Below are 14,571 nucleotides of genomic sequence, written 5' to 3'. Positions count from 1 at the left end.
ATGGGCGCCGGGCACGCCCACAGGCTCTATCGGCACGCGCACTCCCCCGTGCACGCGCTCCCCCCGCACACCAAGCTCGCCGCCTCCTTCGCCTTCGTGGTCGTCGTGGTCTCGACACCGCGCACGGCGATGTGGGCGTTCGCCCTGTACGCCGTGCTCCTCGCGGGCGTCGCGCACCACGCGCGCGTGCCCGCTTCCTTCGTCCTGCGCCGGCTGCTGATCGAGGTGCCGTTCGTCGCCTTCGCGGTGCTGATGCCCTTCGTGGCGGACGGCGAGCGGGTCGACGTCCTCGGCCTCTCGCTCAGCGTGAACGGCCTGTGGGGCGCCTGGAACGTACTCGCCAAGGGCACCCTCGGCGTCGCCGCCTCCGTGCTCCTTGCGGCCACCACGGAGCTTCGCGAACTGCTCCTCGGGCTCCAGCGGCTGAAACTCCCGCCGCTGCTCGTCCAGATCGCCTCCTTCATGATCCGTTACGGCGACGTCATCACCGACGAGATGCGCCGGATGCGGATCGCGCGGGAGTCGCGCGGCTTCGAGGCGCGGGGTGTGCGCCACTGGGGCGTGCTCGCGAAGTCCGCCGGCGCGCTGTTCATCCGCTCCTACGAGCGCGGGGAGCGCGTCCACCTGGCCATGGTGAGCCGCGGGTACGCCGGTTCGATGCCGGTCATCGACGAGGTGACCGCGTCCCGGGCGCAGTGGTCCCACGCCCTCGCGCTGCCCTTGTCCGCCCTTGTCGTCTGCGTGTTGGGATGGGCCCTGTGACTGCTTCTCTGGAGGTCTCCGGCCTCGCCTTCGCCTACCCCGACGGGCACCAGGCCCTGTTCGGCGTCGACTTCACCGTCACACGCGGCGAGCGGGTCGCGCTGCTCGGGCCGAACGGCGCCGGCAAGACCACCCTCGTCCTGCACCTCAACGGCATCCTGAGCGGCGGCACGGGCTCGGTGACGGTGGCCGGACTGCCGGTCGGCAAGCGGCACATGGCGGAGATCCGGCGCCGGGTCGGCATCGTCTTCCAGGACCCGGACGACCAGCTGTTCATGCCGACGGTCCGCGAGGACGTGGCGTTCGGACCGGCGGCGGCCGGGCTGAAGGGCGCCGAACTCGACGCGCGCGTGCGTACCGCCCTGGAACGGGTCGGCATGGCCGACTTCGCCGCACGCCCGCCGCACCACCTCTCCTTCGGCCAGCGCCGCCGGGTCGCCGTCGCCACCGTCCTCGCCATGGAACCGGAGATCCTCGTCCTCGACGAGCCCTCCTCCAACCTCGACCCGGCCTCCCGCCGCGAACTCGCCGACATTCTGCGCTCCCTGGACGTCACCGTCCTCATGGTCACCCACGACCTGCCCTACGCCCTGGAGCTGTGCCCGCGCTCCCTGATCCTCAGCGACGGCACGATCGCCGCCGACGGCCCCACGGGTGAACTCCTCTCCGACGACGCCCTGATGCGCGCCCACCGGCTGGAACTGCCGTTCGGCTTCGACCCGCGCGCGGCGACGGCGGGACGCGGGGGTGCCTGACGCGTTTCCCTGACGACCGTCCCGCGCGTCCTCGCGTCCGTGACAATGGGCGGGTGACGCATCAAGAGGACACGGGGCCGCTACGGCTGGACGACCAGCTGTGCTTCGCGCTGTACGCCGCGCAGCGCGCCGTGACCGCCGCCTACCGCCCGCTCCTCGACGACCTCGGGCTCACCTACCCGCAGTATCTCGTGCTGCTCGTCCTGTGGGAGCGGGGCGAGACCACGGTGAAGGAACTGGCCGGCGCGCTCCGCCTCGACTACGGCACGGTGTCGCCGCTGCTGAAGCGGCTGGAGGCGGCGGGTCTGGTGCGCAGGGAGCGCTCGGAGTGGGACGAGCGGTCGGTGCTCGTCGCGTGCACCGAGCGTGCGGAGGAACTGCGGGAGCGCGCGGCGCGCGTACCCGGCGCCCTGCTCACGGCGACGGGACTCGACGGCGCGGACGTCGCGCGGTTGCGCGAGGAGTTGCGGGCGCTCGCGGACCGCGCGAACGGCGCGGCCTCGCGCCCCGCATAGCAGCACCCACACCCGGCGCGCCCCGACATCGCGCGCCCCACCTCCGCTCTCACCACCCTCTGCCCCCTGTTACCCACGGTTTCCTCCCCCCTGGTAATCCAAAGACTTCCTACCGGTCGGTACCTTGTGCACGATGTACTTGCACACCATCGTGTTGCCCACCATCGTTTCCGCCCTGGGGGAGGTCCCGCCGTGACCGAAGGCGCCACCGTCGACACCCGTCCGACGAAGATCATGTATGTCGCCGAGGCGACCGCGCACGGCGGCCGAAACGGGTATGTGACCAGCCAGGACGGCCAGATCGACCTCAAGGTCGCGATGCCTCCGGCGCTGGGCGGCGACGGCAACGGCACCAACCCCGAGCAACTGTTCGCGGCGGGCTACAGCTCCTGCTTCCACAACGCGCTGATCCTGGTCGGCAACCGCGCGGGCTACGACCTGACCGGCTCCACGGTCGCCGCGAAGGTCGGCATCGGCCCCAACAAGCGTCACGGCTACGGTCTCGCCGTCGCGCTCAGCGTCTCCCTCCCGGTCCTGGACGCGGACATCGCGGCGAAGCTGGTGGACGCCGCCCACGAGGTGTGCCCGTACTCCAACGCGACCCGCGACAACATCGACGTGACGATCGTGCTCGGCTGACCGCACGCCGCTCCCCCTCAGGCACACCCCCACTGAGGCACAGCTCACGCCCGTACCGCCCCGGTACCGAGGAATCGCAGGCCCCGCGGGTGCGTTGCCCCCAAGGGTGCAGGCGATCAGAAGGGATGTGGCGGGCGTGGACGTGAACGGCACTGTGGCCGAGGGCTTCGAGCCGGTCAGGGACGCGTTCGCGAAGAACTTCGAGCTGCTCGGGGACCGGGGCGCGGCGGTCGCCGTGTACCGGGACGGGCACCGGGTCGTCGACCTGTGGGGCGGTGCCCGGGACTTCGACGGGAACGCCGACGAGGCGGCCTGGGAGCACGGCACCTCGCAGATCGTGCGCTCGGCGACCAAGGGCGTCGCCGCCGCCGTACTGCTGCTTCTGCGGCAGCGCGGGGAGCTGGACCTGGACGCCCCGGTGGGTGACCTCTGGCCGGAGTTCAAGGCGGCCGGCAAGGAGCGGACGCTGGTGCGGCACCTGCTCGCGCACCGCGCGGGCGTACCGGTGCTGGACCGGCCGCTCACGCCCGAGGAGGCCGCCGACCCCGATCTGGGCGCGGCTGCGGTCGCGGCGCAGGCGCCGGTCTGGGAGCCGGGAACCGATCACGGCTATCACGCGCAGACATACAGCTGGCTCACCGGTGAGCTGGTGCGCCGGGTGACCGGGCGGAGCGTCGGCGAGTGGATCGCGGACGAGATCGCCGGACCGGCCCGTGCCGAGCTGTGGCTCGGGCTGCCGGAGGCGGAGCACGCGCGCGTGGGGCGTGTCGGGCCCGTCGAGGCCCCGGAGACCGCCGGCGCGCTGCGGACCCGGCCCAAGCGGGCCGTCTCCGAGGCGTACGCCGACCCCGGGTCGCTGACCCGCCGGGCGTTCGGCGCGATCAGCCCGCTCCCGGACGAGAACGACCCCGCCTACCGCGCGGCCGCCCTGCCCGCCTCCAACGGCATAGCCACCGCCGACGGCCTGGCCCGCTTCTACGCCTCCCTCATCGGCGAGGTCGACGGCGGCAAGCGGCTGTTCGCGCCGGAGACCGTGGAGCTGGCCCGCGCCGAGCAGTCGGCGGGGCCGGACCGGGTGCTGGTCGTCTCCACCCGCTTCGGGCTCGGCTACATGCTGCACGGCAGCGCGTCCCCGCTGCTCTCCCCCGCGTCCTTCGGCCACCCGGGCCGCGGCGGCGCGCTCGGCTTCGCGGACCCCGAGTCGGGCATCGCCTTCGGCTATGTCACCAACGGCTTCCGCAAGAGCGTGACGGCGGACGCGCGGGCGCAGGCGCTGGTGCGGGCGGTGCGCACGGCGCTGGCGTAACCGCCGCCGCACACACACCCCGACGCCCGCGTACGCGCCACAATCACACCCGCCCGCGCTCCAGCGCTCTGCACGCCCGGCGCGCGCGAACACCACACGCCCCGCGCGAGCACGCCAACACCCCGCGCGAGCACGCCCACGCCCGCGCGCCCACGCCCGCGCGCCCGCGCTTCCTCACACGTTGATCGGATGCGAGTGCCGCCCGGAGTCCGCGTCGATCTCGCCGTGCGCCTTGCTCAGCAACTGCATGGCCAGTTCGTTCATGGCGCGGGCTCCCGCGATCTCCTCCCCGACTCTGGGCTGGTTGCTGTCGGACTCATGACGGCTGGCGTGGCCGTGCGCGCGTACCTCGGTGCCGTCGGGCAGACGCACCATGGCGACCGCGCGCGTGTGCGTGTCGTCCTCCAGGAACTCCAGCTCTACGTGCCATCCCACAGCGGTTTGCATCATGGGGACCACCTCCGCAATCGCTGCTTCCAGGGTGCTCCCTCGGGGCCCCGCGCGTCACGTCGGCACCGGACCGCGCCGCCCCGCGCGCGGGTCACTTGCCGTCGAAGCTCGCGAAGTACGCGGCGGCCATGTCCTCGTCGGCGTGCCCCTGGGCGGCGGCGCGGGCAAAGCGTTCGGCGGCCGCCTCTGCCACATCGAGGCGCACGCCGCGGCTCGCGCCGGCGGCGACGATCAGCCGGGCGTCCTTCCCTGCCGTGTCCACCGCGAAGGACGGCGGGGTCAGTCCGCCGTCGATGATCAGCCCGGCCTTGGCCCGCAGATAGCCCATGTCGAGCGGGCCGCCCGCGATCAGGTCGAAGAAGTTGTGCGGGTCGACGTCGAGGCCCTGGGCGAGGGCCACCACCTCGCCGGCCGCCGCCGTCACCGCGAGGACCCAGCTGTTGGCGACCAGCTTGAGCCGGGTCGCGGCGGCCGAGGACCCGTCGTCGCCGGTCCACAGCGTGCGGGCGCCGACGGCGTCGAAGACCGGCGTGACCGTCTCCCGGCCCTGTTCGGGCCCTGCGGCCAGGACGGTGAGCTGTCCGGCCTCGGCGGGCTGGCGGGTGCCGAGGACCGGGGCGTCGTAGAAGACCAGGCCGTGCTCGCGGGCGAAGGCGGCCAGTTCGGGGATCTGGTCGAGTCCCGCGGTGGTGGACTGCGCCCAGACGACCCCGGGCCGCAACGCGCCGACGGCCTCGCGGACGGCCTCCAGGGCCGTCTCGCCGTCATACAGCATGGTCAGCACGACGTCGGCGCCCTCGACGGCCTCGGCGGGGGTGTCGGTGACCTGGGCGCCGTCGGCGGCGAGGGGTTCGGCCTTGGCGCGGGTGCGGTTCCACGCGCGGACGGTGTGCCCGGCCTTCAGGAGGTTGCGGCCCATCGCGGCGCCCATGATGCCGGTGCCCAGCAAGGCCACGGTCGGCTTGTCGGTCATGACGTCTCCCTGTCCTCGTACGTTCCGCAGCAAGCTTGGCGCATGGCGCGGCGGCCTGCGCGCGTAGGCCGTCCCGGGACCGGGGAGGGGGCGTGCGGGGCCCTGCCAGGGGCCCCGCACATGACCGCGTGGTGGGGCTGTCAGCCGTCGTTCTCCGAGGAGGGAAGGTAGGCGCCCGGTACGTCGTCCGGCGTGAAGATCTTCTTGTCGCCGGGGTACGGCTTGGTCCAGTTGTGGGTCTGGTACCAGGTGTAGCGGTTCATCTGGGTGGGGTTGGCGTAGTCGGGCACGGCGTTCGGGCCGGTCAGCCGCTGGTGCGAGGCCCAGGTCCGCCACTGTGCCGCGACCGTCTTCTCGGCGGCCGGTACGGAAACGGTCGTCGGCGCGGCCGCCGCGTCGGCGTCCTGGGCTGCCGGGGTGTCCGAGCCGCAGGACGGCTGGGGCTTCACGCCGAGGGTCAGGGAGGTCCGGTTGGGGACCGCCGTGAACGGCGTGTCGTCCGCCTTGCGGGTGAAGGCCCCGTACATCGGGGTGGCCGCGCTGTCGAGCTGGTTCATCGGGTGGATCCCGAGGATCTGCTCGATGGTGCGGACCATGGTGATCTGCGAGTAGTAGTGGTCGTCGACCGTGTTGTGCTGGGCGTACGGGCTGATGACCTGGACCGGGGCGCGGTGGCCGTCGACGTGGTCGAGGCCGGCCTGGGAGTCGTCCTCGACGACGAAGATCGCCGAGTCCTTCCAGTACTTGCTGTGGGTGATCTCGTCGACCATCCGGCCGACCGCGAGGTCGTTGTCGGCGACCTCGGCGGCCGCGTTGGCCGGGCCGCCGGTGTGGTCGTTGGAGAACCAGAACATGTTCAGGTTCGCCGGGCCGCTCTTCTCGAAGTCCTGCTTCCAGATCTGCTCTTTGTAGATGTCCGGGACGTCGAGGTCGAACAGCGGGAAGCCCTGCACCGACACGTCGTTGAGCGAGGGGATCGCCGAGCCCGTCTTGATGGGGTAGGCGGTCTGGGCCCCGGTCGCGGCCATGTTCTTGCTGTCGCAGTACAGGTTCTGCCAGTTCGCGCCGGCCGGCTTGCTCTCGTACGACTGGAACTCGCCGAAGTCCTTGACCGACTTGCCGGCCGCCTGCGCGCCGGTCCAGATGAAGCCGGTCTTCTGGTGGCCGAGGACGTCGTTCTCGGTGTCGTAACTGCGGGTGTACTCGCCGGCCGACGACTCGGTGTACTCCGGGTTGTCGGACTGCATGAGCCAGTTGTGGCCCTCGGCGGAGTTGGTGCCGATGTCGTAGAAGTTGTCGTACAGGCCGAACTGCTGGGCCAGCGCGTGCTGGTTGGGCGTGACGTTCTCGCCGAACTGGGTGAGCGCGGAGTTTCCGTTGCCCTGCGGGAGGTCGCCGAAGACCTGGTCGTAGGTGCGGTTCTCCTTGACGAGCAGGAAGACGTGCTTGATCGTCGACGGGTCGCCGATCCGCTTCGGGACCGGGACGGCCTTCTTGTGGCCGTTGTCCTTGGCGGTCTTGACCGAGTTGGACGTCCAGCCGTTCTGCTTGAACACCTTGGCCGTCTCGGACCTGACGACCTGGTCGCTCGGCATCGTGAACTGGGTGAGGCTCGACGTGGTGTCGTGCGTGTTGTGGCCGGCGGCGTCGGGGCGCAGGGCGTCGATGCCGCGGGTGTTGGCGACGACGACCTTCTTGCCGAGGGCGGTGATCCCCGACGGGAAGTAGTCCGTGGGGAGCAGGCCGACGTAGCGGGCCGGCTGCTGCGGGGAGGTGTAGCGGTAGACGGCGACCGCGTTGGCGCGGCCGAGCGTGACCAGCAGGTGTCCGTCGTCGGTGAGCGTGACCGCGTTGGGCTCGTAGCCGACCGAGGCCTCGGGCCACGGCTGGGTGGCGATGGTCTGGACGACCTTGTCCTTGCGGGTGTCGATGACCGACACGTTGTTGTCGGCGGTGTTGGTGACGAACACCGCGCCCTTGCTCGCGTACACCGCGGTCGGATGCAGGCCGACGGCGATGGTGCCGACGGCGCCGGACGGGTCGGCGGTGTCGATGACACTGACCGTGCCGGTGGTGGCGGCGCCGGTCTTCGGATTGGCGACCACGTCGGTGCCGTAGGAGTTGATGGTGGTGTCGCCGGCCTCGGCCGGACGCCCGCCCTCGTTGCTGACGTAGAGCTTGCCGCCGACCAGGGCGAGACCGCGCGGGGCGTTGCCGACGGCCCAGGTCTGCTTGATCGCGCCGGTCGCCGCGTCGATCGCGACCACCTTGTTCTGGCCGTTGACCGCGGAGTACACGGTGGAGCCGTCCGCCGAGAACACCGCCGCGCCCACCAGCGCCTGCTTGGAGCCGTCGGCCGCGATCGGAACGGCTGTCGGGCCGGTGAGGGTGCCGTCCGCGTTGACGGTGAACCTGGTGTAGCCGCCGGCCTGGCCCAGCCACAGCTGCTTGCCGTCGGGCGAGTAGGTCGGGCCCTCCTGGCCGACCGCGCCGCTGCTGATGCGCAGGTCGTCCGCCGCGTTGGTGCCGACCTTCTGCTTCACCTGCCCGGTCGCCAGGTCCATGATCACCAGGGACGCGTCACCGTCGGCGACCGAGGCCGCGAGGTGGGTGCCGTCCGGGCTGACCGTCGACGACATGATCTTGCCGTCGTTGATGACGGTGCGGCTGCCGTACGGCTTGATGTACTGGTCGGCGGAGACGACCTGGCCGTTGGCGGTGGTCTGGCCGACCTGCTGGGTGCCGAACTGGTACGTCGAGGCGACCGCGGTGCCCGTGACGCCGAGGGCGACGGTGATACCGGCCGTCACCAGCAGCGCCCGGCGGCCGACGCGCCGGCCGAGGAAGTTGACCTGTCTGTTCTCGTTGATCCGACGCTGGCGGGTTACCTGCACGGAACTGTTCCCTTCAGTGGGTTTCAAGCAGGTCGACGTTGCCGTCGAACTGCCAGAGCGGGTTCGGGGCGTCACCGGTCGAAGCCCGTACGAGGAAGTAGCCGTTCACTTCCTTCGGACCGTCGCCGTCGGCCACGAACCGCCCGTCCGAGGTGATGTCGAGCTGGTAGATCGCCGTCCCCGTCACCGAAACGCCGGGGAGGTGCCAGCTCACCACGCAACGCCAGTCGTTCCCCGCGCCCTCCTGGGCGGCTTGGCCGTCGCTCTTGGTACACGCCGCCGTGGCCCCCAACTGCTTTTCGGTGACGGCGGGTCGATGGAGTTCCTGCGTCTGCAGGCGGTAGAGGTGCGCGAAGACCGTGGCGAGGGACTTCTGCACCTTGTCCTGTTCGATGCCGGAGCCCGTCGAGGGGGTGGCCACGGCGACCGCTCCGACGGTGACGGCGGTCAGCGCGGCCAGCGGCAGCACGCCGAGGGTGATCGCGCGGCGCCCGGAACCGTCGTAGGCCGGGTTGGTGAAGTCGCGCCGTACGAACAGCACATGGGCCAGTACGGTCGCGAGCACCGCCCACACCAGGCTGACCGCGACGGCGGTCAGCAGCGGGGCGAGCTGGGCCGGGCTGGTGAACAGGCCGTTCCAGGAGATGAAGCCATAGGTGGGCAGGGCGAGGCGCACGGCGACAGGCAGCGGCAGCATCTGGGCGACCGACATCGCGAGCGCGACGATCGGGGGCAGCAGCAGCCCCATCGGGGAGCGGCCCAGCGCGACCGACCCGAGCAGTCCGATCGCGGCGAGGGCGAGCGTCGGTGCGAGGGCCGCGATCCAGGAGAGCAGGACCCGGCCGGCGGCGTCCCCGGGCGACAGCAGATGCCCGTCGAGGCCGACCAGGGGCTGGTTGCCGACCGCCGCGAGTCCGCCGACCGCGCTGGAGACGGCCAGCCCGGCCACCAGGAGCAGGATGACGGTGAGGCTGGCCAGTGACTTCGCCACGAAGATCCGCGCGGGCGAGCGGACCGCCACCAGCAGGTGACGCCAGGTGCCGAGCCGGTCCTCGGAGGCGAACACGTCGCCGGCGACCACCGAGGTCAGCAGCGGCAGCGCCCAGGTGCCCGCGAAACCGAGCATCACCAGCGGTCCGGCCCAGCCCGTGGCGTGCATCCAGCGGCCGAAGAGCGTGTCGGAGGGGAGGGTGCTCTGCCCGCTCACCCCGGCGACGAAGAGCGCCGGAGCGATCCAGCAGGCGAGCACCAGCAGCCGGATCCGCCACTGGGAGATCAGCTTGACCAGTTCGAACCGGTAGCCGCGGGACACCGGCACGCGGCGGGCGGCGGGCGTGCGCCGGGCGACGGTGGTCGCGGTCATCGGCCGGCCTCCTCATGTTCGGTGAGGGCGAGGAACGCGGCCTCCAGTGGTGATACGACGGGGGCGAGTTCGCGCACCGCGACGTCCGACCGCACGACCTTCGCGACGAGTTCGTCGAGGGCGGGCACCAGTGCGCGTACGACGAGTACGTCGGCGTCCTGTCGTACGCCGCTGTCGTCGACGATCCGGACGCCCGCCGTGCCGGCGGCGACCAGGCGCGCGGCCTCGGGATCGGAGGTGCGCAGCCGGTAGTCGAGTTCACGGTTCTCGGCGGCCAGCTTGCTCAGCGGGCCGGAGAAGACGACGCGTCCGGTGGCGAGGATGGTGACCTCGGAGCAGAGGGCCTCCAGGTCGTCCATGCGGTGGCTGGAGAGCACCACGCCGGTTCCGTCGGCGGCGAGCCGGGTGAGGACGCCGTGCACATGTCTCTTGCCGGCCGGGTCCAGGCCGTTGGACGGCTCGTCGAGCACGAGCAGCCGGGGCCGGGTGAGCAGGGCGGCGGCGAGCCCGAGCCGCTGGCGCATGCCGAGGGAGAAGCCACGGGTCCTGTCGTCGGCGACATCGGTGAGCCCGACCTCGCCGAGCACGCCGTCGATACCCGCCGGCCCCGTGTCCAGGCCGCGGAGGGCCGCCAGCGCGGCGAGGTTCTGCCGGGCGGTGAGCGAGGGGTAGAGACCGGGCGCGTCCACGAAGCCGGCGACACCGTCGGGGGCGGCGAGCGTCCGCTCGACCGGCGTCCCCAGGATCTCCAGCCGGCCGCCGTCGGCGACGGCCAGCCCCAGCAGCAGGCCGAGCAGTGTCGTCTTGCCGGCGCCGTTCGGTCCGACCAGGCCGTGGATCTGGCCTTGCGTCACATCCAGGTCGACACCGTCGAGTGCGACGATGTCACCGAAGCACTTGGTGATCCCTCGGGCCCGGACAGCGTGGAGTGTGTCCATGAGTCCCACGAGTCCCTTCTTCCGCAACTCGCAGGGACCCTACGGAGAACACACAACCCAGGCACAGGCGGTCGGCTGAACGTGCGAAGAACGGTTCGTCAAGGCAACGGCAAGTCCTGTGGCTCAAAAATGTCGACTTGGCACCGGAGCGGACGGTCACCCGGTGGGCTCACGCACGACCGCGGCAACCGGCGGGATCACGCGGTGGGTTCACGCACGTCCACGACGGTGGCGCCGGCGTGCTCGACCAGGGCGGCGGGCGGGATCGGGAAGACGGCGTGCGGGTCGCCCGCGGCGGCCCACACCACGTCGTGCCGCAGCAGCGCCCGGTCGGCGAGCACGCGCGTGCGGGTGCGGTGCCCGAACGGCGGCACGCCCCCGATGGCGTACCCGGTGGTCTCGCGTACGACGTCCGCCTTGGCCCGGGTGACCTTCTCCGCGCCGAGTTCCTTGCGCACCAGCTCCACGTCGACGCGTGAGGCGCCGTCCATCAGCACCAGGACCGGCACCCCGTCGGCCGCGAAGATCAGCGACTTGCAGATCTCGCTGAGCTCGCACCCGATCGCCGCGGCGGCCTCGGCGGCGGTACGGGCCGCGTCCGGGAACCGCCGCACGCGCGAGGTCAGTTCGCCGAGCCCCAGTTCCACCAGGGCGGCGGCGAAACGAGGGTGGGCTCCGGGGCCCTGGGCGTCGGCGTCAGTGGCGGCTGTCGTCGTCATAGGGGGCACGCTAACCAAGCGGCCGGGGCGATGCGAGCGGTTAACACCGGGGGCGCCCGTGGTGGTGGTGCGCGCGGGCGCCCATGGTGGTGGCGCGCGGGTGCCCGTGGCTGTGGCGCGCGCGGGCGCGAGGAAGCCGGTGAGGGCGCCCCGTCCCCACGGACCCTCACCGGCGGTCTTTCACGTGCCGTGCGTCAGGCGCGTACCAGCTCGCGGTCCTCGTCGTCCTTGCCTGAGTCGTCGCCGGCGTTCCTGTCGGACAGGGCGCGCAGGCCCTCGCCCTCGACGTCGACGTTGGGCAGCACGCGGTCCAGCCACTTCGGCAGCCACCAGGCGCGCTTGCCGAGCAGGGCGAGCACGGCCGGGACGATCGCCATGCGGACGATGAACGCGTCGAAGAAGACGGCGATCGCGAGGCCGAAGCCGATCATCTTGATCATGGACTCGCTGGAGCCGATGAAGCCGGAGAAGACGGCCATCATGATGACGGCGGCGGCCGTGACGACCCGTGCGCCGTGCCTGAAGCCGGTGACGACGGCCTGGCTCGGCTTCTCGCCGTGGACGTACGCCTCCCGCATCCGGGTGACGAGGAACACCTCGTAGTCCATGGCGAGGCCGAAGACGACGCCCACCATGAAGATCGGCATCATCGACATGACCGGGCCGGTCTCCTCGACGCCGAGCAGGCCGGACAGCCAGCCCCACTGGAAGACCGCGACCACGGCACCCAGGGCCGCCATCACGCTGAGCAGGAAGCCGAGGGCGGCCTTCAGCGGGACGAGGATCGAGCGGAAGACCACGATCAGCAGGAGGAAGGCGAGGCCGACGACCAGGACCAGGTAGGGGATCAGGGCGTCGTTGAGCTTCTGCGAGACGTCGATGTTCATCGCCGTCGAGCCGGTGACCAGGACCTTGGCGTCCGTGTCGGCGGTGATCTCGGTGCCCTGGTCGCGGATCGCGTGGACCAGGTCCTCGGTGGTGGTCGAGGACGGCTTGGACTTCGGGATGACGGTGATGGTCGCGGTGTCGCCGGCCTTGTTGGCGGCGGCCGGGGTCACCGTGACGACGTCCTTGAGGCCCTTGATCTCGCTGTCGACCTTGTTGAACGCGGCCTTCGGGTGGGCGCTGTCCTTGGCGTCGACGACGACCATGAGCGGGCCGTTGAAGCCGGGGCCGAAGCCGTCGGAGAGCAGGTCGTAGGCGCGGCGCTGGGTGGTCGAGGTGGGCTGGGAGCCGTCGTCGCCGAGGCCGAGCTGCAGGGAGGACGCGGGGACCGCCGCCGCGCCGAGGGCGACGACGCCGAGCAGCAGGACGGCGACCGGGCGCCGTACGACGAAGCTCGCCCAGCGGGTGCCCATGTTGGGCTTGTCGGCGTGCTTCTTCTTCGCACGGCCGCCGCCGAGCAGCTTGCTCTTCTCACCGGCGGGCTTGATCTTGCGGCCCGCGAAGCCGAGCAGCGCCGGGATGAGGGTGAGGGCGATCAGGACGGCGACGACGACCGTGCCCGCGGCGGCCACACCCATCTTGGTGAGCATCGGGATGTTGACGACGGACAGTCCGACCAGGGCGATCACGACCGTCAGACCGGCGAAGACGACCGCCGATCCCGCCGTGCCGACCGCGCGGCCGGCGGCTTCCTCGCGTTCGCGGCCCTCGGCGAGTTCCGCGCGGTAGCGGGAGACGATGAACAGGGCGTAGTCGATGCCGACCGCGAGGCCGATCATCGTGGCCAGTGTGGAGGTGGTGGAGCCCAGGTCGAGGGCGCTGGCCAGGGCCGTGATCGTGGAGACGCCGATACCGACGCCGATGACCGCGGTGAGCAGCGGGAACCCGGCCGCGAGCAGCGAGCCGAAGGTGATGACCAGGACGACCGCGGCGATCGCGATGCCGATGACCTCGCTGGAGCCGGTCTCGGGTGTGGCACTGAGCGCGTCGCCGCCGATCTCCACGGTCAGCCCGGCGTCCCGCGCGTCCTGCGCGGCCGCCTTCAGGGCGTCCCGTGAGGAGTCCTCCAGCTCCATGCCGGAGACCTTGTACCTGACCGAGGCGTACGCGATCGTGCCGTCCTTGCTGACGGCCTTGCCCTTGTAGGGGTCGGCGACCGAGTCGACCTCGGAGCCGCCGGACAGGTCCCTGACGGTCTTCTTGACGGTCGCCTTGTTGAGCTTGTCCGTCATCTTCTCGCCGGCGGGCGCCTTGAAGACTACGCGCGCGGTGGCGCCGTCGGAGCTGGTGCCCGGGAAGCGCTGGTCCAGCAGGTCGAAGGCCTTCTGGGCCTCGGTTCCGGGGATGGAGAAGGACGTGTTGCCGGCGGCGGGGGCACTGGCGGCGCCGACTCCCGCGAGGGTCAGCAGCGCCACCCATATGAGGGCGACGAAGTGCCGTCGCCTGAAGGCCAGCCGGCCCAGTTTGTAGAGGAACGTGGCCACGAGGGCGTACTCCCGGTCAGGTCGTGGGGTATTCAGGGCAGGGGTGATCAACCCGCTGGGTGGCAGGGGTGATCGGCCCGACGACGTGAGCGAAGGCGTCAGGTGGGCTGGCTGTGGGGAGAGATCAGCCGGTGGTGGGCGCGCCGAGTGCGGGGAGCACCACGGCGTCGATGTACGACAGGATGAAGGCCTGGTCGGGGGGCTGCTCGTCGATCAGGGAACGGGCGGCGAACCCGCCGATCATCATGTGCATCAGGAAGTCGATCGCCGGGTTGTCCGCACGGACCTCACCCCGGCCGATGGCACGCTGCAGCACCTGGTTGAAGTCGGCCATCTCGGGCCCGATCAGATGCTCCTTGAACGCTTCCAGGAGGTCCGGGTTGCCGTGGACCGCCATGGCGAGACCCCGCATCAGCGCGGAGTTCTGCTCCATCTCGCAGTCGTCCGAGCGCAGGGTGAGGGCGTGCAGATCGCCCCGGAGCGAGCCGGTGTCGATCTTGCCGCCCGCGCCCCCCGGCTTGGTGTGCCGTACGGCCTTGGCCACCAGTTCGGCCTTGCCGCCCCACTGGCGGTAGAGGGTGGCCTTGCTGGACTTGGTGCGGGCGGCGACGGCGTCCATGGTGAGGGCGTCGTAGCCGACTTCGCGGAGCAGGTCGAGCACGGCCTCGTACAGCTCGGTCTCACGCTCGGGCGTGATCCGACTGCGACGCGCCGTTGCGACCTCAGCCATGCCACTCACCCTTCCCTGTTCCATCGGCACCCGGGTGCGTACATCCTGCACCTCACTGCGTACATGTTGAAGATACCCCGGGATCTAGAGAAACGAAA

Annotated in this window: 13 protein-coding genes; 5 read left to right on the top strand and 8 right to left on the bottom strand. The window is 71.3% G+C overall.

Features of this window, described 5'->3' with window-relative positions; translation table 11 throughout:
- The 5 genes from cbiQ (at position 1) to ACWGJB_RS20180 (ending at position 3,977) form a co-directional block, all read left to right on the top strand.
- The gene (cbiQ, locus tag ACWGJB_RS20200; RefSeq protein WP_453381506.1) at positions 1 to 762 is read left to right on the top strand and encodes a cobalt ECF transporter T component CbiQ; all 762 of its coding nucleotides are present in this window, start codon (positions 1 to 3) and stop codon (positions 760 to 762) included.
- Positions 750 to 1,517 carry an energy-coupling factor ABC transporter ATP-binding protein gene (locus ACWGJB_RS20195; RefSeq protein ID WP_453381505.1) on the top strand — a complete coding sequence of 256 codons (768 nt, stop codon included), beginning with the start codon at positions 750 to 752 and terminating at the stop codon, positions 1,515 to 1,517. The genes cbiQ and ACWGJB_RS20195 overlap by 13 nt, the downstream gene beginning before the upstream one ends.
- A gap of 53 nt (positions 1,518 to 1,570) precedes the next feature.
- Positions 1,571 to 2,032, top strand: a complete 462-nt coding sequence (locus ACWGJB_RS20190; protein WP_453381504.1) for a MarR family winged helix-turn-helix transcriptional regulator — start codon at positions 1,571 to 1,573, stop codon at positions 2,030 to 2,032.
- A gap of 234 nt (positions 2,033 to 2,266) precedes the next feature.
- Complete coding sequence (locus ACWGJB_RS20185; protein WP_453381659.1) at positions 2,267 to 2,671, top strand: organic hydroperoxide resistance protein; 405 nt, start codon at positions 2,267 to 2,269, stop codon at positions 2,669 to 2,671.
- Between the two features lie 136 nt (positions 2,672 to 2,807).
- Positions 2,808 to 3,977, top strand: coding sequence for a serine hydrolase domain-containing protein (locus tag ACWGJB_RS20180; RefSeq protein ID WP_453381503.1), 1,170 nt, complete (start codon positions 2,808 to 2,810; stop codon positions 3,975 to 3,977).
- 174 nt (positions 3,978 to 4,151) lie between these two features.
- Here the strand turns inward: ACWGJB_RS20180 and ACWGJB_RS20175 are convergent, their stop codons facing one another.
- From ACWGJB_RS20175 to ACWGJB_RS20140, 8 genes are all read right to left on the bottom strand, one after another.
- Positions 4,152 to 4,427, bottom strand: a complete 276-nt coding sequence (locus tag ACWGJB_RS20175) for a DUF1876 domain-containing protein (protein WP_450765465.1) — start codon at positions 4,425 to 4,427, stop codon at positions 4,152 to 4,154.
- A gap of 91 nt (positions 4,428 to 4,518) precedes the next feature.
- The gene (locus ACWGJB_RS20170) at positions 4,519 to 5,400 is read right to left on the bottom strand and encodes an NAD(P)-dependent oxidoreductase (protein ID WP_453381502.1); all 882 of its coding nucleotides are present in this window, start codon (positions 5,398 to 5,400) and stop codon (positions 4,519 to 4,521) included.
- A 140-nt stretch (positions 5,401 to 5,540) separates the two neighbouring features.
- Positions 5,541 to 8,294 (bottom strand): alkaline phosphatase family protein, encoded by a 2,754-nt coding sequence (locus ACWGJB_RS20165; protein WP_453381501.1) that lies wholly within the window; start codon positions 8,292 to 8,294, stop codon positions 5,541 to 5,543.
- Positions 8,295 to 8,307: 13 nt separating this feature from the next.
- On the bottom strand, positions 8,308 to 9,657 hold the full coding sequence (locus ACWGJB_RS20160) for an ABC transporter permease (protein ID WP_453381500.1): 1,350 nt from the start codon (positions 9,655 to 9,657) through the stop codon (positions 8,308 to 8,310).
- Positions 9,654 to 10,595 carry an ABC transporter ATP-binding protein gene (locus tag ACWGJB_RS20155; protein WP_453381499.1) on the bottom strand — a complete coding sequence of 314 codons (942 nt, stop codon included), beginning with the start codon at positions 10,593 to 10,595 and terminating at the stop codon, positions 9,654 to 9,656. The genes ACWGJB_RS20160 and ACWGJB_RS20155 overlap by 4 nt, the downstream gene beginning before the upstream one ends.
- Positions 10,596 to 10,792: 197 nt before the next feature.
- Positions 10,793 to 11,314, bottom strand: a complete 522-nt coding sequence (locus ACWGJB_RS20150; RefSeq protein ID WP_453381498.1) for a YbaK/EbsC family protein — start codon at positions 11,312 to 11,314, stop codon at positions 10,793 to 10,795.
- A 194-nt stretch (positions 11,315 to 11,508) separates the two neighbouring features.
- Positions 11,509 to 13,743, bottom strand: coding sequence for an MMPL family transporter (locus ACWGJB_RS20145; protein ID WP_453381497.1), 2,235 nt, complete (start codon positions 13,741 to 13,743; stop codon positions 11,509 to 11,511).
- A gap of 124 nt (positions 13,744 to 13,867) precedes the next feature.
- Positions 13,868 to 14,473: a TetR/AcrR family transcriptional regulator gene (locus ACWGJB_RS20140; RefSeq protein ID WP_453381496.1), complete on the bottom strand. Its 606-nt coding sequence runs from the start codon at positions 14,471 to 14,473 to the stop codon at positions 13,868 to 13,870.
- Positions 14,474 to 14,571: the final 98 nt, after the last annotated feature.

It is taken from the genome of Streptomyces sp. NPDC054813, from assembly GCF_053611365.1.
Note: the sequence above shows the minus strand (reverse complement) of the source record. Positions and strands in the feature narration are given on the sequence as shown.

Coding starts and splice junctions, on each gene's coding strand:
- cbiQ (WP_453381506.1), top strand. CDS start 1: ATGGGCGCCGGGCACGCCCACAGGCTCTATCGGCACGCGCACTCCCCC.
- ACWGJB_RS20195 (WP_453381505.1), top strand. CDS start 750: ATGGGCCCTGTGACTGCTTCTCTGGAGGTCTCCGGCCTCGCCTTCGCC.
- ACWGJB_RS20185 (WP_453381659.1), top strand. CDS start 2,267: ATGTATGTCGCCGAGGCGACCGCGCACGGCGGCCGAAACGGGTATGTG.
- ACWGJB_RS20175 (WP_450765465.1), bottom strand. CDS start 4,427: ATGATGCAAACCGCTGTGGGATGGCACGTAGAGCTGGAGTTCCTGGAG.
- ACWGJB_RS20170 (WP_453381502.1), bottom strand. CDS start 5,400: ATGACCGACAAGCCGACCGTGGCCTTGCTGGGCACCGGCATCATGGGC.
- ACWGJB_RS20160 (WP_453381500.1), bottom strand. CDS start 9,657: ATGACCGCGACCACCGTCGCCCGGCGCACGCCCGCCGCCCGCCGCGTG.
- ACWGJB_RS20155 (WP_453381499.1), bottom strand. CDS start 10,595: ATGGACACACTCCACGCTGTCCGGGCCCGAGGGATCACCAAGTGCTTC.
- ACWGJB_RS20150 (WP_453381498.1), bottom strand. CDS start 11,314: ATGACGACGACAGCCGCCACTGACGCCGACGCCCAGGGCCCCGGAGCC.
- ACWGJB_RS20140 (WP_453381496.1), bottom strand. CDS start 14,473: ATGGCTGAGGTCGCAACGGCGCGTCGCAGTCGGATCACGCCCGAGCGT.